Genomic DNA, 21,452 nt, shown 5'->3' with positions numbered 1-21,452 from the left:
TTGGCACTTTCATTTTGGAAACGTTTTAAATCTAAAGTTCAGTCTGTAGAAGCCGTAAGTGTTGCGGCAGCTCGTCCTTTTGAGTGCAATGAGGATGGAGTGCTGTATCCATATTTTTCTATACCTCAATCTGATGCGGACTATTATTGGAAGGATCTTGAGCAAGAGTGTATAGCGTATCCAACTGAAAGCCATTATGTTTTGCCGTGGAGTGAGCTTTATAAATTACTTAAAGATGAGGAACATGCAGCTGTCATTAATCTTCTCCAAATCCCTGCCAAAACCTCTTTAAGGCCAGTCATTAATAGTAAGGGTGCACTATCAGATTCATCATTTGGAATTAGCCTAAACGGTTGGAAAGATGAAACTGGTTCGGTTAAAAGTAATGCTGAAGTAGAGCGAGTTGGCGCTGTTATCGCTCTAAATGGACAAAAGTACTTATTGCCTGAAGCATCATTTGAACTGACTAAGCAAATAAAAAAAATGGCGCGGTTAGAAAATGACAAAACCCGTCAAGATAATGAGCGATATTGGGGAAAGATACGCAAACTAGCCAATGAAGCTCAAGCACACATGGATTCTTTTTTAAGTAAAACCATTGTGCTGCATCCAGAAGCATTACAATTAAAAATGCGTCAGGTTCACCTTGCAAATGATTCATTAATTGAGATTCAGCCAGTCTTTGAAGGTGCTCCAAATAATTGGCTGGAATCATTTGATCAGTATAACGAAGTTCAGTCGAGATACAGTGTCAATCTTCCTGATGGCGCGGTTGTCCATGTATTGATTGAGGATGAGGTCAAACAGGTTTTAAGTGAAATAAAAAGCATGCCTGCGAGACGTGTAGCTGGTGAACGTGCCCAGAAATTCATTGAGAATCCATTTGCTCAATTAGGCGATTCTGCAGCAAAAGTGATAGATGCTTCAGATTTTGAGAAGTCAAAATCTGAAGCAGGCATCTTTAAATATGATTTAACGATTGATAGTCATTATGACGAGGCCGGGTATTTTCAATCTGCGGATTTGAAGTTGGATCCTTGCACAGAACAAGATGAAGCTACCTTAGAACTGGCTCTTAATGATTCTAATCATGCTAGTTATTTCATTGAGAATTTCAATACAGCTAAGAAAGACGAGGAAAATCAGTTTTATTGGAATGGATATCCAATCATTTTATCGCCTAAATCTATTCAGCAATTAGAGCGATTACGCTCAGATTTGGCTGCAATCATCGGCAGAAATGGTCAAGAACTCTTACAGGGTATATTCAATATATCAGCATACTCTGATCGTGTTATTGGGGTTGGAGAGCCTCCAGCAGGAAGTGTTTCCAATAAAAGTAGTGGCGAGGCTTGGCTGCCAACACCACAATCAGAGCATTTCTTTGATGAAATAAAACCGCATATTACAAGTTCAACTTTAGAATATATCCAGATAGCGATTGAGGTGGCTTCGAAGGCTGAGTCATCAGAGGTTATTTTGCCATATATTGATCATCCAGTATCAATGCCTACGGCTCTGGATGTTGAGTACAGGGTTAAAGAGTTCTTGCAGAAAAGACAGCCCATAGAAAAAGAGCCATCTGATAAACCTAATGACAAACCCGCGATATTATTGGTTAAAAGTAATATTGATGATGAGGAGTATATCCATAACCGCGGTGTGCTACTAAATCTAGATATATTGGCTTCGCCAACATTACCAAGCAGTTTTAGGTCGCAAGAGTTTCAGCTAAAGCCTCATCAACATTATGGCATTGCTTGGCTTCAGCATTTATTTAGTTTAGCCCCAGAGCAAGTAAATGGCTGTTTGCTGGCCGATGACATGGGCTTAGGAAAGACCATTCAATTGTTATGTTTTATTGGTCAATATTTGGAGGCGAATAAAGATAATAGAAAGCCAGTATTGATTGTTGCTCCAGTATCGTTGTTAGAAAACTGGCAAGCTGAAGCTAATAAGTTCTTTAGTTCAAAATTTGGAAAAATCTTGAGTTTGTACGGAGAGCAGTTGAAGCAACGGAAAATGCGAGATGTACCGGTAAACTCAAAAGGTATTAAAAATCTGTTAATACAAGATTGGCGTGGTGAGGCTGACATTGTCCTGACTACCTATGAAACATTACGTGATCTCCAATTCTCTTTAGGTAAAGAGCACTGGAGCATGATGATTTGTGATGAAGCACAAAAGATTAAAACACCAAGTGCATTGGTAACTAGAGCAGCATTAGCCATGAATGCAGACTTTAAGATTGCATGCACAGGCACGCCAGTTGAAAATTCGCTTACTGATTTATGGTGTTTATTTGATTTCATCCAGAGTGGTTTATTGGGTTCATTAAAAGAGTTCAATAGAATTTATAAGCGTCCAATCGAAGATGATGAGGATGATGAAATTCGTGAGAAATTGAAGCTATTAATTGAACCTCAAACTTTAAGGCGTATGAAGTCTGATGTTGCTGCTCTGCCGCCTAAAACAGAAAGAGAAGATTGTAAGCAGATTCCGCTTTCCAGATTGCAACGTGATTTATACAGCGGTCTAATGGCGAGCTACAGTAATAAGCCTGCTAGTGAGCGAGGGACTGCAATGCTTAGTGCACTGCACAAGTTGAGAATGATTTGTGCTCATCCACTACAGATAGACCCCAGACAACCTCGGGAAGAGTCTCCAAAAGTGGAATGGCTGCTCAAAGGTCTTAAAGATATCCAACAAAGACAAGAAAAAGTCATTATTTTTACAGAGCTTAGAGATATTCAAATATTCTTAAGAAGATTGATTCAAGAGTTCTTTGGGTTGCCAGTAGATACGGTGAATGGTGATACTGCTAGTACAAGTCAAAGCGGGGTCACGAGGCAGAAGATTATTGATCACTTCCAAGCAAAGCCTGGATTCAATGTCATTATTATGTCTCCCGTAGCTGTTGGCTTTGGGGTAAATGTTCAGAAAGCAAATCATGTGATTCATTACACTCGTTGCTGGAATCCGGCGAAAGAGGATCAGGCAACGGATCGCGCTTATCGAATTGGGCAAGAGAAGGAAGTATTTGTGTATTACCCATCAGTATTTTCAACAGATATTGAAACCTTCGAGGTGAAGCTTGATCGCTTATTGAATGGTAAGCGTAAGCTGGCCAAAGACATGCTAAGTCCTGGGAGTGGAGTTTCTGATAAGGAGCTCGCGGCAGGATTATTAGGGTCTGTTGAAGAAATTGAAGGCGGGCATAATTATGTTACTGAATGGGAGAGTATCAGTCAGTCTTTAAGAGAAAGTTATTCATGGACATGCCAAGAATGTAATGTCAGATTGTCTCAACGCAATTTAAAACAATATCTTCATGTGCATCATATTAATCATATTAAAGATGATAATGAGCCAAGTAACTTGAAAGTATTGTGTGTCAGGTGTCATGCTGAACAATCTGGACATGATCATATGAAGGGTCAGAAAGACTACACTAATTTTGTCAATATGAATCTTCGATGATAGTCGGATTTGAAGAAACACCTCTATTAATTTTCTTCATTAATACTATCTAGACGTTATAGATTCTTAATCTTGGGCGATAAGGAGATATATTCTAAATTTTAAATGGGGGAGTGGGCTATTAAGTAAAAACTTAAATTTTATCGTGAGTGCGATTTTTATAAGATGTAGTTCTAGTTTTTATTTCAATAATGGTGATCTCTTTAAATAATATGTTCTAAGTTGCGTTAGCGTGATGTTTGGCGATGCAACAATAGAGCAGTTATTCTCTTATTCATTTGTGAATACATGAACAGAATTTAATAATTCACCCAGCTCTCCCTTCATCCGCGCACGCGTATCATTGCTCACTACACCCTGTGATGCGCTGCTATGTCCCGTCAGAAAGATAAACCTTTAGCCTTCAATCATTTTTCCCTGGTCCGCACCTGCGGATTACTCATCTGCGCAAGCGTCACCTTGACTGCGTGTAGTGTCGGTCCGACCTATGTGCGCCCAAGCACACCACAGCCCAGCGCATGGTTAACCGAGCAGGGTAGAGCAACCGCGCAGGACACCAATCGGCAGTGGTGGCAGCGCTTTGGCTCACCAGAATTAAATAGCCTGATTGAGAAGGCCACCCATAAAAATGATGACCTCGCCGCCGCCATGGCTCGGGTCGAGCAAGCGGATGCGACAGCACGGATCGCAGGTGCAAGCCTACTGCCCCAAGTAGACCTTGGTGCCACCGCAACCCATGCCCGCTCAGAAGCCTCCAGTGGCGGTATGCAAACCCACTCCCAATATAGCCCGCTACTCTCCGCCAGTTACGAGGTCGACTTCTGGGGCAAGAATCGCGCTGCACGCGAAGCCGCCGTTGCCGCTGCCAAAGCCAGTCGCTATGACCGAGCGACCGTAGAGCTTGCCGTCATGACCAGTGTAGTCAGTGACTACTTCCAAGCCTTAGCACTGCGCGACCGCATCAACATCGCTGAAAACAACTTGAGTAATGCCCAAACCACCCTAAAAGGTCTGCAAACCCAGCAAAGCGTCGGCATCATCACCGCGCTGGATACCGCACAGCAAGAAACAGCCGTGGCGACCCTCTATGCCTCGATCCCCCCGCTGAAACAACAACTGCGTCAACTGTGTGATGCATTGGCGATCCTGACGGGACAACTGCCCGAGGCTGTTGATATCCCCAGCGGTAGTCTAGCAGGGCTGACCACACCCGTGATCGAAGCAGGCTTGCCCTCTGAGTTACTGGCGCGCCGCCCCGATGTCGCCGAGGCGGAAGCGCAATTGATCGCTGCCAATGCCAATATCAAAGTGGCGCGTGCCGCGTATTTCCCCAGTATCAGCCTGACCGCGAATGGCGGCTTTGTTAGCAATACGCTGTCCACGGCACTGAGTCCTGCCAATCGGGTCTTTAGCCTTGCGGCAGGTCTGACGCAGCCGATCTTTGCAGGCGGGGCGATCAGCGGGCAATACGACTATAGCAAGGCGCGCTATGCCGAGTTACTGGCGGACTACCACAAGACCGTGATCAGCGCCTATGCCAATGTCGAGGACGCACTGGTCGCCGTACAGCAAACCGCTGAGCAGCAAAGCCGACAGCAGGCCGCTTTTGATAAGGCACAACATGCCTATAGCCTTGCCAATGCCCAACTGCATGCGGGTACGGTCAATATCCTCACCGTGCTGAGTACCCAGCAAGCCGTATTCAGTAGCGATGATCAACTGGCCCAAGTCAAACTCGCCCATCTGCAAGCCCTGCTGTCACTGTATAACGCCCTTGGTGGCGGCTGGCAGCAAGAAGAACCACAACATTCACCAACCAGCACCTCATCTGCGATCGCGCAAGCCCGTTTAGGAAATACCCATGACTAATCCCACGCCCAACCCGACTCCAGCGCCAGCCGCAACACCGCAAACCCCAGTTCAGCCTGAGCGTAAAAAGACCCGCGTAATCCTGATCGGGGCAACCGTGGTGGTGATCGGTGGACTGGTCTGGTATGGCAGCAGTTCGCATGACAAAGCCGCCAAGCCTGATACGGGTAAGCCCAAAGCCGTGACGGTCGAAACCACTCGCGTCACACGTATGGACATGCCGCAGTATCTGGAAGGGCTGGGGACGGTACAGGCGTTCAACACTGTCACGGTGAATACGCGGGTGGATGGACAATTGCAAAAGATTGGCTTTACCGAAGGACAAACCGTGAATCGCGGCGATGTCTTGGCGCAGATTGATCCCAGGCCCAATCAAGCGGCGTTGCTACTGGCACAGGCCAATAAAGCCAAAGATGAAGCCCAGCTTGCCAATGCCAAACGCGATCTGGCGCGCTACCAAGTGCTAGAACCCCAGCAGCTCACCAGTAAACAAACACTGGACGCCCAGCGTGCCACGGTTGCCCAGCTTGCTGCACAGGTACAAGCGGATCAGGCCGCAGTGGATAATGCCAAAACCCAACTCGACTACACCACCATCACTTCACCGATTACGGGTCGCACCGGGATTCGCTTGGTCGATGTCGGCAATATGGTGCATAGCACCGATACCACAGGCATCGTGGTCGTGACCCAGATGCAGCCCATCTCGCTGATCTTTACCCTGCCTGAAGAGGCTCTGAGCCAAGTCAATCAGGCGCTGGAGAAGGGCAAAGTGCCCGTCGCTGCACTGGCGCGGGATGGCAGCAAGATACTGGATCAAGGCACGCTGGCACTGGTGGATAACCAGATCAACCAAACCTCGGGCACCATCAAACTCAAAGCAACCTTTGCCAATAACCATCTCCAGCTCTGGCCGGGACAGTTCATCAATGCCCGTTTGCTGCTGCAAGTCCATCAGCAAGCTTTGACGATTCCCGATAGCGCCGCACAGCGTGGCCCGAATGGCATGTTTACCTATGTGTTGAAACCGGACTCGACGGTCGAGGCAAGACCGATCAAAGTCGGTATTGATACCAGTAAAGTCATGGTGGTGGAGAGTGGTCTTGCTGAGGGTGAGCAAGTCGTGACCAATAACCAATACCGCCTACAACCGGGCAGTAGCGTCAAGGTTAAAGATAAAGATGCCCAAAAAGATAAGGCATCACACGCCAAAGATGACGCATCAGCGTATAAGGCAGGTGCGGCATCATGAATATTTCCGCACCGTTTATTCACCGCCCGATTGCCACGTCACTGTTGATGGCGGGCATCTTTTTGATTGGTCTGGTGGCGTATCCCATGCTGCCAGTTGCGCCGCTGCCGCAGGTGGATTTTCCGACCATTTTGGTGTCGACCAAGCTATCGGGTGCCAGCCCTGAGACCATGGCGTCGTCGGTGGCTCAGCCGCTAGAGACCCAGTTTGCCCAGATCCCCGGGGTCAGTCAGATGACCTCGACCAGTGTGCTGGGCTCGACCCAGATCACGCTACAGTTTGATCTCAATCGCAATATCGATGCTGCCGCACAGGATGTCCAGTCGGCGATCACTGCTGCGGGTGGTCAACTGCCGAAGAACCTGCCTTCGCCGCCGTCTTACCGCAAGGTCAATCCTGCCGATGCGCCGATCCTGACCTATAGCGCGCACTCCGATGTCTTGCCCCTCACCGAAGTCGATGACTATGCCGAGACTGTAGTGGCACAGCGCTTATCGCAGATTGCGGGCGTTGCGCAGGTGTCGATTGGTGGTCAGCAGAAGCCCGCGATTCGCGTTCAAGTTGATCCCGCTAAGCTGGCTGCGACAGGTCTACAGCTTGAAGATGTCGCCAATATCATCACCACAGCGAGTGTCAACGGACCCAAGGGATCGATCAGCGGCACCAAACATAGCTTTGCCATCTATAACAACGATCAATTGCAGAAAGCCGCGCCGTGGAATGACGTGATCATCGCCTATAAAAATGGCGCGCCGATTCGGGTACGTGATATCGGTATCGCGGTGGATGGTGCAGAAAACACTCAGCTCGCAGCATGGCAAAACGGCAAGCCCGGCATCATTCTGCAAGTGTTTAAACAGCCCGGCTTTAACATTTTGGACACCGTCGCCAATATTGAAAAAGTGCTGCCAGACGTGATGGCAGCGGCGCCTGCGTCGTTCAAGATGGACAAGATCATTGACCGAACGACCACCATCAAGGCGTCGGTGGATGATGTGCAGTTCACCTTGATCCTGACCATTTTCCTCGTGGTGATGGTTATTTTTCTGTTCTTACGCACCTTTTGGGCGACCATCATTCCCGGCATTACGGTGCCTTTAGCATTGATGGGTACGGCGGCGTTGATGTATGCAGTGGGCTATAGCCTCGATAACCTGTCACTGATGGGCTTGACCATCGCGGTGGGTTTTGTGGTGGATGATGCCATCGTGATGCTGGAAAACATCTATCGCCATATCGAAGAGGGCATGACGCCTAAGGAAGCCGCGCTGAAAGGCTCGCAAGAGATTGGCTTTACCATTTTGACCATCAGTATTTCGCTGATTGCGGTGTTTATTCCGCTGCTGTTGATGAGCGGGATTATTGGGCGGTTGTTCCGTGAGTTTGCAATTACTGTGACCATGACCATTGCGGTATCGGCGCTGGTGTCGCTGACACTGTCACCGATGATGTGCGCGCTGTTTTTGCGTGATGAACGCCATGCCCAGCACGGTAAGGTCTATATGTTTATCGAGGGGCTATTTGATAAATTGCTTGCTGGTTATACCCGTGCCTTAGATAAAGTGCTACGCCATCAAGGCCTGACCATGATTGTCTTTATCCTCACCATCGTCAGTACCGGATTCTTATACGTTGCGATCCCTAAAGGATTTTTTCCACAGCAGGATACCGGCATCATTGCGGGATTGTCTGATGCAGCCCAGGATATCTCCTTTGATGAAATGGTGCGTGTTCAGCACCGCCTGACCGATGTGATTGCCAAAGATCCCGACATTGCAGGGTGGGCGGCTTCGGTTGGGGGGTCACGACCGCTGAATAATGGTCAGATCAATATCGGTCTCAAGCCGCGCGATGAGCGTACGGCATCGGCTGATGAGATCATTACCAGACTACGCAAAGAACTGGCAAAAGTGCCGGGTGCGACGTTGTATTTACAAGCATCGCAGGACTTGAATGTCGGTGGGCGGCTGTCACGCACGCAGTATCAGTACACGATTCAGGATGCGGATCTGGATGAGCTGGATGAGTGGGCACCTAAGTTGCTCACGGCATTGAAGGCATTGCCCCAATTGCGCGATGTCGCCTCTGACCAGCAGACCAACAGTACCATGCTGTCACTGGTCATTGATCGGGATCAGGCGGCACGCTTTGGCATTCAGCCATCGTTGATTGACCAGACCTTATATGATGCCTTTGGTCAGCGTCAAGTCGGGCAGTACTTTACCCAGCTCAACAGCTACCACGTGATTCTGGAGGTGACACCCACCCTGCAAGCTGATCCGAATACCTTGAACAAACTGTATATCACCTCACCGCTGACCGGTGAGCAAGTGCCGCTATCGACCTTTGCGCATTTTGATACCCAGCATGTCGCTTTCCTTTCTGTGAATCACCAAGGGCAGTTCCCCGCCGTGACGCTGTCGTTTAACCTTGCGCCGAACATTGCGCTGAGTCAGGCGGTGGATGCGATTAACAATACTGCGAGCAAGATCGGCATGCCGAGTTCCGTATCGGGCACCTTTCAAGGCACCGCACAAGCCTTTCAATCTTCGCTCAAGAGTCAGCCGTATTTGATTTTGGCGGCATTGGTTGTGGTGTATCTGATTTTGGGTGTGCTCTATGAGAGTTATGTCCATCCGCTGACCATTCTCTCGACCTTGCCTTCGGCCGGTGCAGGGGCGCTGTTGATGCTGATGTTGTTTCACTTTGAGCTGTCGGTGATTGCCTTGATCGGGATTATCCTGCTGATCGGGATCGTCAAGAAGAACGGTATCATGATGGTGGATTTTGCGATTCAGGCCGAGCGGGAGCAGCATCTGTCGCCTGAGGCGTCAATCCGTCAGGCGTGTTTATTGCGCTTCCGCCCGATCATGATGACCACCATGGCAGCGCTACTGGCGGCATTGCCGCTGATGCTTGGACATGGTACGGGTTCGGAGCTGCGCCAACCGCTGGGCTATACCATGGTCGGTGGCTTGCTGCTTAGTCAAGCGTTGACCTTGTTTACCACACCGGTCGTGTATTTGTACTTGGATCGTTTTAGTCTACGCTTGGCGCGTCGCCGTGAGGCGCGTAAGGCACGTCGGGAGCAGGCGGCGCTGGTACAGAAGTCATAGGTTTTTTGACAATATTCGTCGCAGCCCCTAGGCTGTCCGTGGTCTGGCATGACTTTATTTTGGGGAAAGGTTGATCATGAAAGTATTGCTGGTCGAGGACAATGAGCGCGTCGCCATGTTTATCGTAAAAGGCCTGCAGGAAGCAGGGCATACGGTGGATCATGCCGATAATGGTCGTGATGGTATCTTTCTCGCCGCCAGTAGCGCGTTTGATGTGATCATCATGGATCGCATGCTGCCGGATAATGTGGATGGACTGGCGATCATTGAAACCCTGCGCAGTGCTGGCGTGCGTACGCCGATCCTGATCTTGAGTGCCTTGTCTGATGTGGATGAGCGGATCAAAGGTTTACAGAGCGGTGGCGACGACTACCTGACCAAGCCTTTTGCCTTTGGCGAATTGTTGGCGCGTTTGGATGCCTTGGCGCGTCGTACCCAGAGTAACCCGAAGGCCACGTCTTTGGATGTCGGGGATCTGCATATGGATCTGCTGTCGCGCAAGGTCACGCGCGGGCAGCGCAATATCCTGCTCCAGCCGCGGGAATTTAAACTGCTGGAATACCTCATGCGTCATGCGGGACAAGTGGTGACGCGTACCATGATGATTGAAAATGTCTGGGAATATCACTTTGACCCGCAGACCAATGTGATCGATGTTCATATCAGTAAGCTGCGTCAGCGGATTGACAGTGACTTTGAGCGACCGTTGCTGCGCACGGTACGCAATGCAGGCTATATGCTGACGGCCCATGACGAATAGGCGCACAATGTTATGACAATCACGCTATGAAACTCATCCGTTCTTCCGCCTTCTTTCTGGCTGTCGGCTATGTCTTTTTGGGCATTCTTGCGCTGGGGATGTTTGCTACGCCCCTGTGGTATGCATGGCGAGTGACCATCAACGATGGGCGTGCGGAACTCTTGCAAGCCGATACCCAGCGCTTTAATGCCGTGTTTCAGCGTGATGGCGCGATGCAATTGATCAACTTCATTAATGCGCGGGTCGGCATGCAGATTCCCGGTGAACGCATTCTGATCTTGGCCGATAGCGACAAGCACTTACTGGCAGGCAACATGCCTGCATGGCCGCAAAATGTCTCCGATAAACCCGGTATCTATACTATCTCGATGAATCTGGGCGGTACTCCCGCGCAAGTCGTGGTGGTGCGCTCTTACTTGCCCAATGGTTATAACTTATTGGTCGGGCGTGACCTGTCGCGCTTTGCACCGCTTGAAACCCGATTCTGGTATGGATTGTCTGGTGCGATCTTAATCCTGATCATCGACGGCATGTTGGGCGGGTTACTGATTCGCCGTGCGTTGATGTTTCGTATTCAAGGCATTGATCAGACAGTGTCTGCCATCGTGCAAGGCGACCTTGGTCACAGGCTGGTGACCAAATCCAGTGGTGATGAGTTGGATACCTTGAGCATTACCATCAATCAATTGCTGGATCAGATCGAGCAGCTCATTCATGGGATTCGCAATGTCTCCAATACCATCGCCCATGATCTGCGGACTCCTCTGGCCGAGCTACGCTCGCGATTGGAAGTGCTTGCACTGACCCAGCCGACACCTGAAGAAACCTTTGCCGAGATTGATGCAGCGGTGAGTGATGTGGATCGGGTCATCCGTATTTTTAATGCGCTGCTACGGCTTGCCGAGATTGATGCCGGGCTGCGTCGTTCAGGCTTTGTATTGGTTGATGCGGTCAAGATCGTCACCGATGCGGTGGATTTTTATCTGCCTGTGACCGAGTTGAATGATATCGAACTTATTTTTCACCATAACGGCGGTGCACCAGTGCTTGGCGACCCCGTGTTGCTGGCGCAAGCGGTGAGCAATCTGATGGACAATGCCCTTAAATACGTGGGTAGTCATGGCATGATCACCGTCGAAGTGTCGAGTCTGAGTGGGGAGACGGTGCAAATCAGTATCGCGGATAATGGTCCGGGCATCCCCGATGCCGAAAAACCGAAAGTCACCGAGCGTTTTTTTCGAGGTCGCGCCAGTAACGATATGCCCGGTGTGGGGCTGGGGCTGACGCTCGTCGATGCTGTGGCAAGACTACACGGGGGACGATTGGAACTCGAAGATAATCATCCTGGACTGAAGGCGCGACTCGTGATCGGCTGAGTCATTCCCGCTAAAGATGGTGTCGATAGACCGAAAATTTTGTCCAAATGGATGCTAGGCATCCATTTTTGTAATAAGCTTCCAAGTTATTCTGAAGATACAGGTTGAACAGTCATGCTGCGTTGGTTCGAAAGCCGCGTTGATCCCTATCCTGAGCAACCTCTCAAAGCGCTACCCAAGACCTTCTTTGCCTTTGTCTGGCAGAGCACTCAAGGTTTGCGAACGCTGATGTTTAGTATGGCTATCCTCACCTCGATCATTGGTGTCTTTGAAGCACTGCTCTTTGCCATGATGGGCAAGATGGTTGATTGGCTGAGTCACGTTGAACCCGCACAGCTCTGGGCAAAAGAAACCCATCATCTGCTGATCTTGGCAGCTATTATTCTGGGTAGTGTGTTTTTGATCGCGCTGCAATCGATGATCAAGCAGCAGGCACTGCTGGGTAACTTCCCGATGCGTCTGCGCTGGAATTTCCACCGCTTGATGCTGAGTCAAAGTATCAGTTTCTTTAGTGATGACTTTGCCGGACGGATTGCGACCAAAGTCATGCAGACCTCGCTGGCGGTGCGTGATTTCTGGATGGTGATGGCGGATATTTTTGCCTTTATTATCGTTTACTTTGTCACGTTGACCGTGGTGATGGGCTCGTTTGATCTGTGGATGCTGGCGCCGTTTTTGATTTGGCTTGCGGCGTATATCGCTAGTCTGTTCTATTTCATTCCGCGTTTAGGTCGTATCGCCAAGCAGCAAGCTGATGCACGTTCGATCATGGTGGGCCGAGTGACTGATGCCTATACCAACATTCAGACCGTCAAGCTGTTTTCCCATGCGGGTCGTGAGGCGGGTTTTGCCAAAGATGCGATGCAAGGGTTTCTGACGACGGTCCATGGCCAAATGCGCCTTGCGACCGGATTTGAGATCATCAATCATGCTCTGAATATGCTATTGATTGTCTCTACCGCTGGCGTTGCGCTGTGGTTGTGGACACAAAGTTTACTCGGTATTGGCGCGGTTGCGGCAGCAACGGCGATGGCGCTGCGTTTAAATGGTATGGCGCACTGGATCATGTGGGAGATGTCATCGCTGTTTGAAAACATCGGGACGGTGCAGGATGGCATTACCACCTTGACCAAACCGCATCTGATTCAGGATGTGCCAGACGCCAAACCGCTTAACGTACAGCATAGTCAGATTCAATTTGATCATGTGACCTTTGGTTATCATGCCGATCAGCAGATTCTGGATAATTTATCCCTGACGATTCATGCGGGTGAAAAGGTCGGGCTGGTCGGGCGTTCGGGTGCGGGCAAATCAACCCTGATCAATCTACTGCTGCATTTTTATCAGCCGCAGGCGGGGCGTATCCTGATAGATGGACAAGACATCCGCTTGGTGACGCAAGAGAGCCTGCGTGCTCAAATCGGCATGGTGACGCAAGATACGTCGCTTCTACATCGTTCGGTACGAGACAATATCCTTTATGGTCGTCCTGATGCGACAGAAGCGGATATGGTCGCTGCGGCAGAGCAGGCTGAGGCCGACGAGTTTATTGCTGATCTGACCGATCCCCGTGGACGTACGGGTTATGATGCCCATGTCGGTGAGCGCGGTGTCAAGCTCTCCGGTGGTCAGCGTCAGAGAATTGCGATTGCGCGGGTTATGCTGAAAGATGCCCCGATCCTGCTCTTGGATGAAGCGACCAGTGCGCTGGACTCTGAGGTGGAAGCGGCAATTCAGCATAGCTTGTATCAATTGATGCGCGGTAAAACCGTGATTGCGATTGCGCATCGGTTGTCCACCATCATGGCGATGGATCGATTGATCGTCATGGATCAAGGCAAGGTGGTGGAGCAGGGTACCCATCAAGAGCTATTGGCTCAAAATGGCCTATATGCGCGACTTTGGGAGCACCAAAGTGGCGGCTTCTTGCTGGATGAAGGCGAAGAAGAAATTGGCGTTCAACCAGAGCGGGTCTAATGCTGGACTCACTTTTAAAGTGCCCTCTCGAAGAAAAAGGATAGTCAGACTATCCTTTTTTATTGCTCTTCTTTATCAGAATGACCTTTTAGCAGATAGCCTGTAGAGCTTTTCTTAAGGGCGAGCTTAACCCTACGACGCCATGTTCCAGCGTGCCAGATACGTATCAATAATTTCAATCAGTCGCTTGTGATCAAAGCTGGGGTCATGACCGGCATGGACGATCTGAACCGGAAGCGCTTTGAGCTGGCGTAAGGAGTCGGCATAGACGTTTAAATCCATCCCCGGCCCTTCATACACCAGTGGACCATCGTAAATCAGGTCACCCGTATAGAGCGTGCCCGTAGCCGCCTCCCACAGGCAGATGCTGCCGGGGGAGTGTCCGGGCAGATGCAATACCTGTAGGGTTCTGTCCCCCAGATCAATGATGTCTTGATCTGCAACGAGTCGCGTTGGTGCGGCCCCGTGTAGCCTGTAGTCGTGCGGGTTATATCCCACATGAGGCAAGGCATCAAGCAGCAAGTCCTCAAAAGGCGGATACCCAGCAGCGACAAACAGTTCGCATAGTAGCGGGGGAATATCCGCGCAGACCAAAGTGACCACGCCCGATGGATGAGCCATCTGATGCGCTTCTGCTGCGTGCACCCAGCGGTGTTCAAACTCATGGATCGCACCGATATGATCGATATGGGTATGGGTGGCTAGCGCGATGATTTCTTTATGAGGGTCAAAAAGGTCTGGAAAGCTGGTACGCAGGGGCACGATGCCCATACCACTATCAATTAGGAGATCCCTGTCGCTGCCTTTGATATGCCAAAAATTGGCTTGCTCTAAAGGGTGGACATGCGGTTCCCAAAAACGAGTCACGCCATGGGCTAGATCGAGACGTTGGTACCATGTCTTTGCGACAGGCAGGGTCTTTTGAAAATCGGAAATTATTACTGACGTGATCATATTTTTTCTCATCCCTTCGATGATGCCAATGATATTAAGCAAATGACCAGTTCCTTCATGGGATGACGGAACTGGTCCAAAAGACTATTTATTTGGCGTTCACCAATGAACTATCGAGATAAGGGTCGATATTTTGTGATTTTGCATAGACTGAATTGCTGACGTTAAAGGCATCTGCCACTTTGCATGAGCCATACAGTGAGTCAAAACCATCTCCTTTGACATAGGCCTTACGGTTGTCGCTGAGATTGAGCAGATGGGTTCCTTTGAGCAGTGGTAAAAAGGTCTCTGGTTTGATTCCGGCTCTAGCCGCCATGATCTTTACGGCATCAGGCTGTGTTTTAGGGTCATTGATATAACTGACGACCCGATCCCAGACCTTCACCACTTTGATCCAGTCCGCTCGACGTGCAGCCAGACTGGCGGGACTCACTGCGATACCGTCATAGATCAGACCGGGAGCGTTGGCTGAGGTATAGATCGGGCGTGCTCCTGCTACGCCTTTTATCGCTTGACCTGCCACGGGTTGCCAGAGTGCAACGGCTGAGATGTCTGGTGAAGCCAAGATTTGAGGCAGCTCGTTGGTTTTGGCGTTGACCAGAACCACATCCGATTCACGCATGCCTGATTTTTTCAGTGCATCCAGCAACATCAAGTGATCAACCAGCCCCTTTTCTACTGCAATTTTTTTGCCCTTAAGGTCTTTTAGACTTTTGAAGCCCGATTTTGCGACAATCATGTCATTGCCGCTGGAGTAATCGGTGAGCATGATCATGATGCTTTTTGCGCCAGAAGCCCCAGTGACAAGCAGGTCACCATTGGTGGTACCTACGGCATCCAGCTTACCCACAGCAAAGGCATCAAGAGATGCGGAGTAATCAAACCACATGAAGTTGACATCCACCCCTGCTTGTTTAAACCAGCCTTTATCGATGGCAACTTGCCAAGCGATTGCACCGGGCCAATCGTTATAAGCAATTTTTAACGGCGGTGCCGCTTGCACGGCTAATGAACAGATCAGTGCCACCATCGGTAAGATGGTGCGTTTGAAGAAGGACGTGAGGAGTGCTTTTGGTGCGCGGTCGGACGTAACAGTAGTCGATGACATAAGTTGCTCCACGGAAGAGGGGATAGATAAAAAGAGAGGGGCGACGAAATACATTCGCGACCTCCCGGGCTTTTATCCCTCCGTGAAGCCTTAGGGTCTATCAATCATAGGATAGGCCATAAGACCGAGTGGCTCTCGGACCAGTCACTTGCAGTACGCAAGCCGGAACCCTAGCCTCTCTTAAAGATGCAGTAGACGCACCTCTCGAACAATATATAGGCAAAAACGATGCCATGAACGGCATTTTGTGGCTATAAACGCATTACTTCTTTTTCTTCTTTTTTTTCTTGTCCTCAATCAATTGATCGAGTTGTAGTTCATTCCAGTGTTTACGGCTTTTTTTCTTCTTGGCATCGTCTTTATCTTTGATCTGATCATCATCTGACTTACTTTTATCTTTACCCATTTTCATCACCTGCGGAGTCTATAAAAGAGATTGAAATAAAGCGGTGCGATTATAGCAAAAGGTTTATGACAAAACGCACCAAAAGGCTTTCAATACGTTATCCTAAAATAGCAGATGAAAATGTTTGTCTATAGTTAAATACTTCATATGATGATGAAGTTATCTTGGTTTGTTGTGGCGCTGATTTCACTTAATATCCTCTTCGATGATTCGCGACTATGTCTATAGTCGGTCATCCCCAATTCATGATAAGAAAACTTATAAAGATTTAGAAAACATAAACCGCCTTAGATGGCGGTTTTTATTTTTAAGCGACTAATTTTAAGTGGCTATCTAAAAAATAGCAGAAATGATTACTGTCTCTTTATTGAGAAACGATGTTTTTTTATACCATTCTTACACCCTTGTGCTTAAAATTTAATGCATGAATCATTCAATACCTTAAAAAAGAGACGGATCATGAAGGGCATATTGCTGAGTCTCATGATACTGCTGATAGGAAGCCCGCAGGCATGGGCAGACGGCTGCGAGTCGGCGACAACGCGCTCAAGTACACAAAGCTGCACCCTTGCGCAAAGTGATACAGAGGTCAATGATGCCTATATGCATCTGGTTGAAGTGCTGGGTAAGCAGTTTAAATTAGATCAGATTAAGGCGCTGTATCAGGCGCAGGATGCTTGGCGACTTTACCGCGATAAGTCCTGTCAGTATCTGGATGCGGATTTTTCCCATGCTGAAGCGACTCAAAATGATTGCCTTATCCGCTTGAATGATGAGCGTATCAAACAGCTGATGCAGTACACGACTCAAGCGCTTGTACATTAGGATGTGCAATTGGGAGAGTGTCTTTTCTCGATTTCTTTTGAGTATATGCTGTAGATACCAAATGGCTTGACTCAACATACTAGACATGATAGTTTTTTAACCATTGCCGAGTGATGTTGTAACGAACATTTTTGATCGTTTTAGTCCATTTTTCCAAAGGGGTGGGCTGTTTTTATTGTTGTTTTAGAAAGTTTATTGTGTTTAATGTATTGAAGTCGAAGTATAGAAAGCTTAATTCTCACGAGTTAAGCTTTTTTTATGCTTTGGCTAAGGACTAAATATTTAAAAAAGGGCGTTTTTAAAGCGTCTTTTTATGAGAGTAAGACGTGTCTTTTGAGGGCGAAGGAGTGGTTGAGCCAGTCCAGTTCGCGATAGGAATAGCCTTGCCATATGGCCTTACTGCCCAGTTCGACAATAAAGACTTTGTCGTCTGGATAGAGGAACGGCTTGATCAGTTCAAGGATGTGATCTGGATGATGACGCGTATTGATGACCCACGCCGACTCCGAGAATTTGTGCCAGAAGGTTCCAGTGACTTTTTCGAAGCGGTCTAAAAGAAAATCCATGTTCTCGCCTGATTCAATTTCATAGTTAATCAAGATCGATTGCATTGTTAAAACCTAAAAAATAAAGCAAATATACGGTGCATATAATGCCAACCACATCACATATTTGCAAATACTCGTCAGTCATCTACATAGCCGTTTTAATATTATTGAAATATTAAAGAGTTATAGTAGACCTTGAAGGGATGTACCTCTACAAGAAAGGATGCTTTGATAGCCCAAATCTCATTTATGAGTTCTGGGCTTTTTTAATGCGTGAAGTTTGTGCTTGTCGATGTTATTCACTGAGATGAATATTTAAAATAAAAAGCCTTCAATCATTGAAGGCTTTTTTGAGGAAGATTGTTTTCTACCCTTTAAGCAGGGAGGCCTTAACCATCTAAATTTTCAAGACGGATACGCACGACAGGGGCTTCGATTGCACTTAATGCTTCGATATCACGAATCGCTGTATTCATGGTGGCCTCAAGTACAGGCTGTGTCAGAATAATCACAGGTACATTACCTTTCGCTTGAACTGATTTTTGTAGAATCGCATCAATGTTAATGCCAGCACGACTCAAGATGCCTGTAACATCTGCCAGCACACCCGGATGATCCTGTGCGGTAAGGCGCAGGTAATAGGCGGTGGTCATCTGATCCGCATTCAGGATTGGGGTGTTATGCAAGGCGTCTGGTTGGAATGCCAAGTGAGGAACACGGCCTGTGCCTTCATTGCCAAAATTACGTACCAAGTCGACAACATCCGCAACAATGGCCGATGCAGTCGGTCCTGCTCCTGCGCCTGAACCGTAGTACAGGGTAGAGCCGACGGCATTAGACTGTACGAGAACCGCATTTTTTACACCATTGACGTTGGCGATTAAGCGATTTTCAGGAATCAGGGTTGGATGTACACGCAGTTCAATGCCTGCGTTAGTACGCTTGGCAATCCCCAGATGCTTGATGCGATAACCGAGTTCTTCAGCATAGGTCACATCTTCTGCGGTGAGTTTGGTAATGCCTTCGGTATAGACTTTTTCGAATTGCAGCGGGATACCAAATGCCAGTGATGCCAATAGGGTCAGCTTGTGTGCGGCATCGATGCCTTCAACATCAAAAGTCGGATCAGCTTCGGCGTAACCGAGCGCTTGTGCTTCTGTCAACACATCTTCAAAAGCACGGCCTTTTTCACGCATTTCAGTCAGAATGAAGTTGCCCGTGCCATTGATGATGCCCGCCAGCCATTCAATGCGGTTTGCAGACAGTCCTTCGCGCAGGACTTTAATGATGGGAATCCCGCCTGCAACTGCGGCTTCAAAGGCCACATAGACACCCGCAGCTTCAGCGGCTTGGAAAATTTCATTGCCGTATTCGGCTAATAAAGCTTTGTTAGCAGTCACGACATGTTTGCCATGTTTGATGGCAGTCATCACCACATCATGGGCGAGGGTGGTGCCACCGATCACTTCGACAACAATATCGACATCATCTTGCTTGGCGATATCCAGCAGATCATCGCTGAGTTTGATGCCCTCTAAGCTTAAATCTGGACGTGGGCGGCGGCTGCCAACGTGAGTAATTTGAATCTCATGACCTGTACGCCGCGCAATTTCTGCTGCATTGTCCTGTAGTAAGCGCACTGCGCCACCACCTACGGTTCCTAGACCCAAAATTGCCAGTTTGACTGGTTTCACAAGCAGATGCCTCGCGTACAGATTTTAAAGGCGCTTATCATAGCCAAAAGTGGTTATTTTCTCTAGTCCAATCCCGCGCTTTCCCGCCGCTTTGTCAAAGTTTTCACAAAGCGTAGGAAGTCAGAAGAGGTGTATTTTTTGCAAAAATCGCTTATTTGGCGATTTTCAGTGCTTTGGCCAGGTCATCAGCAGGGATGTAACCTCCCAGATAATCACCATCAACGGTATAGAGTGCAGGAGTGCCATTGACACCGATCTTCATACCGATTTGACGTTGAGCCATGACGGGGTCTGCACAGGCTGGGGCTTGTACTGGGAGACCATGCTTGGCGGTTGTGATCGCTGATTTACGGTCTTCACTACACCACACGGCTTTATTGACGGCGACATCAGCGGGTGATCTTGGCCAAGCCAGATAGCGGACTTCAATGCCTTTGGCATTGATTTGATCCATTTCTGCATGCAATTTACGGCAATAACCGCAATCGACATCGGTAAAGGCATAGACCACGGCTTTGGGTTTACCTTTTGGAGAGAAGATGATCATGTCTTTATCGGCAACAGTAGCCAGTAAACGCTTGGCTTCAGTGGCATTGAGCGCGTCAGAGACATTGGTGACAGTACCTTTGCCCAGTTTCACCACATTGCCCTGCAATAAGAACAGTCCATCGCCGCTGATAAAGACCGGCGGGACATCATCAAATGTGACCCAATAGATATTGGGTAATTCGGTGCTGGTGATGGCATTGATATGCGCAGGAATTTCTGCAGTTTTGAGGTGTTCAATAATCGCCTTACGCACTGATTCAGGAGCGTTCCCTGTAATTTCAGCGCTTTGTTGTGTCGCTGCGGCGACAGGAGCCGGCGCTTTTTTATCTGCCGCTTCCGGTGCAGCTTTGCTACAACCGCTGATCGCTAAGAGGAGTGTGGTCGCAATAGGGAGTAGCATTTTCATACGAAAAAATCCTTAGTTTTAAACGGTCTTGAGATGTTCAATTTTGATTAGGCAATATCATAGCAAACCCAAGCACGGAATCATTGTAGTGCGCTTGTGAGAACGCGATTAAGAATGATATTTTCGATCATTGCACTATCCACGTGGATGAAAGGTGCCATGCAGTTCTTGTAGGCGTGCACGCGCGACATGGGTATAGATCTGTGTTGTGGATAAATCGCTGTGTCCCAAGAGCATTTGCACTACGCGTAAGTCTGCACCATGATTAAGCAAATGCGTTGCAAAAGCATGACGTAAGGTATGCGGTGAGAGTTCGCTTTGAATATTCGCAATTTTGGCGTAGTTTTTAATCGAATACCAAAAATTCTGCCGAGTCATAAAGCCACCGCGGACGGTGACGAAGAGCGCATCAGTGACTAAGCCATGCGTCAGTTCTGGACGTGCGCTATGCAAGTAACGTGACAGCCAATCTACGGCAATTTCACCAAGAGGCACGAGTCGCTCTTTGCTGCCTTTACCCTTGACTCGGATGATGCCAGATTTTAAGTTGATGCCATTTAAGGTGAGCCCCGTGAGCTCAGAGACCCGCAGGCCACAGGCATAGAGCACTTCAAGCATCGCTTTGTCACGCAGACCAATCGCGGTGTTTATATTAGGGGCTTCCAGTAAGGCTTCCACATGCTGTTCAGAGAGGTCTTTGGGGAGTGGGCGACCTAAGGCTGGTGTCTTTTGGTTGGCGGTGGGATTGTCTTCACGCGTGCCTAGTGCCAGTTGGAGCTTAAAAAACTGCTTAAAGGCAGACAGGCTGCGGGCGATGGAGCGTGGACTACGTTCGGCGCGCGTGAGGGTCAACAGATAATCATTCACGTGTTGTGCGGACCATGTTGGCAACGGCGTGTCATCAAACAGTTGGGCTTGTTTTAAATCGCTTAAATAGGCATTACGGGTATGCGGGCTAACGGCCTGAGCCACCAGATTATCGCGAAAGACTTGTAAGTAGGGTGCGTCATCAGGAATCGTCACTGGAGTGGGTAAGCGCGGTTTACGGGCAGGGCGCGAAGTCATGTCAGCAGAATCTGTTTTGATGGGTCGTGATGGAGTGTATTGTATAACACGAAAGTCAGCACAATGA

15 protein-coding genes and 1 riboswitch are annotated in these 21,452 nt (G+C 48.7%); of the genes, 8 read left to right on the top strand and 7 right to left on the bottom strand.

The genetic code is table 11. The features are described from left to right. The 7 genes from ACLHG7_RS08720 (at nucleotide 1) to ACLHG7_RS08690 (ending at nucleotide 13,830) form a co-directional block, all read left to right on the top strand. Nucleotides 1-3,480 (top strand): SNF2-related protein, encoded by a 3,480-nt coding sequence (locus tag ACLHG7_RS08720; protein ID WP_410210653.1) that lies wholly within the window; start codon nucleotides 1-3, stop codon nucleotides 3,478-3,480. 372 nt (nucleotides 3,481-3,852) lie between these two features. After that, a complete protein-coding gene (locus tag ACLHG7_RS08715; RefSeq protein WP_410210652.1) occupies nucleotides 3,853-5,349 on the top strand; it encodes an efflux transporter outer membrane subunit in 1,497 nt (498 codons plus the stop codon). Further along, nucleotides 5,342-6,601: an efflux RND transporter periplasmic adaptor subunit gene (locus ACLHG7_RS08710; RefSeq protein ID WP_410210651.1), complete on the top strand. Its 1,260-nt coding sequence runs from the start codon at nucleotides 5,342-5,344 to the stop codon at nucleotides 6,599-6,601. Before ACLHG7_RS08715 ends, ACLHG7_RS08710 begins: the two co-directional genes overlap by 8 nt. After that, nucleotides 6,598-9,717, top strand: coding sequence for a multidrug efflux RND transporter permease subunit (locus ACLHG7_RS08705; protein ID WP_410210650.1), 3,120 nt, complete (start codon nucleotides 6,598-6,600; stop codon nucleotides 9,715-9,717). The genes ACLHG7_RS08710 and ACLHG7_RS08705 overlap by 4 nt, the downstream gene beginning before the upstream one ends. Before the next feature lie 76 nt (nucleotides 9,718-9,793). Next, entirely contained in the window at nucleotides 9,794-10,477 is a 684-nt protein-coding gene (locus ACLHG7_RS08700) for a winged helix-turn-helix domain-containing protein (protein WP_410210649.1), read from the top strand. A 26-nt stretch (nucleotides 10,478-10,503) separates the two neighbouring features. Further along, complete coding sequence (locus ACLHG7_RS08695) at nucleotides 10,504-11,853, top strand: ATP-binding protein (protein ID WP_410210648.1); 1,350 nt, start codon at nucleotides 10,504-10,506, stop codon at nucleotides 11,851-11,853. A 114-nt stretch (nucleotides 11,854-11,967) separates the two neighbouring features. Beyond that, nucleotides 11,968-13,830 carry an ABC transporter ATP-binding protein gene (locus tag ACLHG7_RS08690; protein ID WP_410210647.1) on the top strand — a complete coding sequence of 621 codons (1,863 nt, stop codon included), beginning with the start codon at nucleotides 11,968-11,970 and terminating at the stop codon, nucleotides 13,828-13,830. 132 nt (nucleotides 13,831-13,962) lie between these two features. On the opposite strand, the gene ACLHG7_RS08685 is transcribed toward ACLHG7_RS08690, so the two are convergent. From ACLHG7_RS08685 to ACLHG7_RS08675, 3 genes are all read right to left on the bottom strand, one after another. After that, nucleotides 13,963-14,784 carry an MBL fold metallo-hydrolase gene (locus tag ACLHG7_RS08685; RefSeq protein WP_410210646.1) on the bottom strand — a complete coding sequence of 274 codons (822 nt, stop codon included), beginning with the start codon at nucleotides 14,782-14,784 and terminating at the stop codon, nucleotides 13,963-13,965. Between the two features lie 88 nt (nucleotides 14,785-14,872). Next, entirely contained in the window at nucleotides 14,873-15,892 is a 1,020-nt protein-coding gene (locus ACLHG7_RS08680; protein WP_410210645.1) for an ABC transporter substrate-binding protein, read from the bottom strand. A 59-nt stretch (nucleotides 15,893-15,951) separates the two neighbouring features. Then, nucleotides 15,952-16,077, bottom strand: a riboswitch (guanidine-I (ykkC/yxkD leader). A gap of 77 nt (nucleotides 16,078-16,154) precedes the next feature. After that, nucleotides 16,155-16,298 (bottom strand): hypothetical protein, encoded by a 144-nt coding sequence (locus ACLHG7_RS08675; protein WP_410210644.1) that lies wholly within the window; start codon nucleotides 16,296-16,298, stop codon nucleotides 16,155-16,157. A gap of 459 nt (nucleotides 16,299-16,757) precedes the next feature. Here ACLHG7_RS08675 and ACLHG7_RS08670 point away from each other — a divergent pair, with 459 nt between their 5' ends. Beyond that, on the top strand, nucleotides 16,758-17,123 hold the full coding sequence (locus ACLHG7_RS08670) for a lysozyme inhibitor LprI family protein (RefSeq protein WP_410210643.1): 366 nt from the start codon (nucleotides 16,758-16,760) through the stop codon (nucleotides 17,121-17,123). A gap of 311 nt (nucleotides 17,124-17,434) precedes the next feature. Here ACLHG7_RS08670 and ACLHG7_RS08665 read toward each other — a convergent pair whose 3' ends face one another. The 4 genes from ACLHG7_RS08665 to xerD form a co-directional block, all read right to left on the bottom strand. Next, nucleotides 17,435-17,689, bottom strand: a complete 255-nt coding sequence (locus ACLHG7_RS08665) for a hypothetical protein (RefSeq protein ID WP_410210642.1) — start codon at nucleotides 17,687-17,689, stop codon at nucleotides 17,435-17,437. Between the two features lie 371 nt (nucleotides 17,690-18,060). After that, nucleotides 18,061-19,365: a homoserine dehydrogenase gene (locus tag ACLHG7_RS08660; RefSeq protein WP_410210641.1), complete on the bottom strand. Its 1,305-nt coding sequence runs from the start codon at nucleotides 19,363-19,365 to the stop codon at nucleotides 18,061-18,063. Nucleotides 19,366-19,516: 151 nt separating this feature from the next. After that, on the bottom strand, nucleotides 19,517-20,320 hold the full coding sequence (locus tag ACLHG7_RS08655; RefSeq protein ID WP_410210640.1) for a DsbC family protein: 804 nt from the start codon (nucleotides 20,318-20,320) through the stop codon (nucleotides 19,517-19,519). A 135-nt stretch (nucleotides 20,321-20,455) separates the two neighbouring features. Further along, nucleotides 20,456-21,385, bottom strand: a complete 930-nt coding sequence (gene xerD, locus ACLHG7_RS08650) for a site-specific tyrosine recombinase XerD (protein ID WP_410210639.1) — start codon at nucleotides 21,383-21,385, stop codon at nucleotides 20,456-20,458. Between the last annotated feature and the right edge of the window lie 67 nt (nucleotides 21,386-21,452).

It is taken from the genome of Aquirhabdus sp. (assembly GCF_046462495.1).
GTDB lineage: Bacteria > Pseudomonadota > Gammaproteobacteria > Pseudomonadales > Moraxellaceae > Aquirhabdus.
The sequence above is the reverse complement of the archived record's forward strand: the minus strand, read 5'-3'. Positions and strand labels throughout refer to the sequence as shown.

Bases quoted from the DNA above. Each gene is read 5' to 3' on its own strand.
- ACLHG7_RS08715 (WP_410210652.1), top strand. From the start codon at position 3,853: ATGTCCCGTCAGAAAGATAAACCTTTAGCCTTCAATCATTTTTCCCTG.
- ACLHG7_RS08710 (WP_410210651.1), top strand. From the start codon at position 5,342: ATGACTAATCCCACGCCCAACCCGACTCCAGCGCCAGCCGCAACACCG.
- ACLHG7_RS08705 (WP_410210650.1), top strand. From the start codon at position 6,598: ATGAATATTTCCGCACCGTTTATTCACCGCCCGATTGCCACGTCACTG.
- ACLHG7_RS08700 (WP_410210649.1), top strand. From the start codon at position 9,794: ATGAAAGTATTGCTGGTCGAGGACAATGAGCGCGTCGCCATGTTTATC.
- ACLHG7_RS08695 (WP_410210648.1), top strand. From the start codon at position 10,504: ATGAAACTCATCCGTTCTTCCGCCTTCTTTCTGGCTGTCGGCTATGTC.
- ACLHG7_RS08690 (WP_410210647.1), top strand. From the start codon at position 11,968: ATGCTGCGTTGGTTCGAAAGCCGCGTTGATCCCTATCCTGAGCAACCT.
- ACLHG7_RS08685 (WP_410210646.1), bottom strand. From the start codon at position 14,784: ATGATCACGTCAGTAATAATTTCCGATTTTCAAAAGACCCTGCCTGTC.
- ACLHG7_RS08680 (WP_410210645.1), bottom strand. From the start codon at position 15,892: ATGTCATCGACTACTGTTACGTCCGACCGCGCACCAAAAGCACTCCTC.
- ACLHG7_RS08675 (WP_410210644.1), bottom strand. From the start codon at position 16,298: ATGGGTAAAGATAAAAGTAAGTCAGATGATGATCAGATCAAAGATAAA.
- ACLHG7_RS08670 (WP_410210643.1), top strand. From the start codon at position 16,758: ATGAAGGGCATATTGCTGAGTCTCATGATACTGCTGATAGGAAGCCCG.
- ACLHG7_RS08665 (WP_410210642.1), bottom strand. From the start codon at position 17,689: ATGGATTTTCTTTTAGACCGCTTCGAAAAAGTCACTGGAACCTTCTGG.
- ACLHG7_RS08655 (WP_410210640.1), bottom strand. From the start codon at position 20,320: ATGAAAATGCTACTCCCTATTGCGACCACACTCCTCTTAGCGATCAGC.
- xerD (WP_410210639.1), bottom strand. From the start codon at position 21,385: ATGACTTCGCGCCCTGCCCGTAAACCGCGCTTACCCACTCCAGTGACG.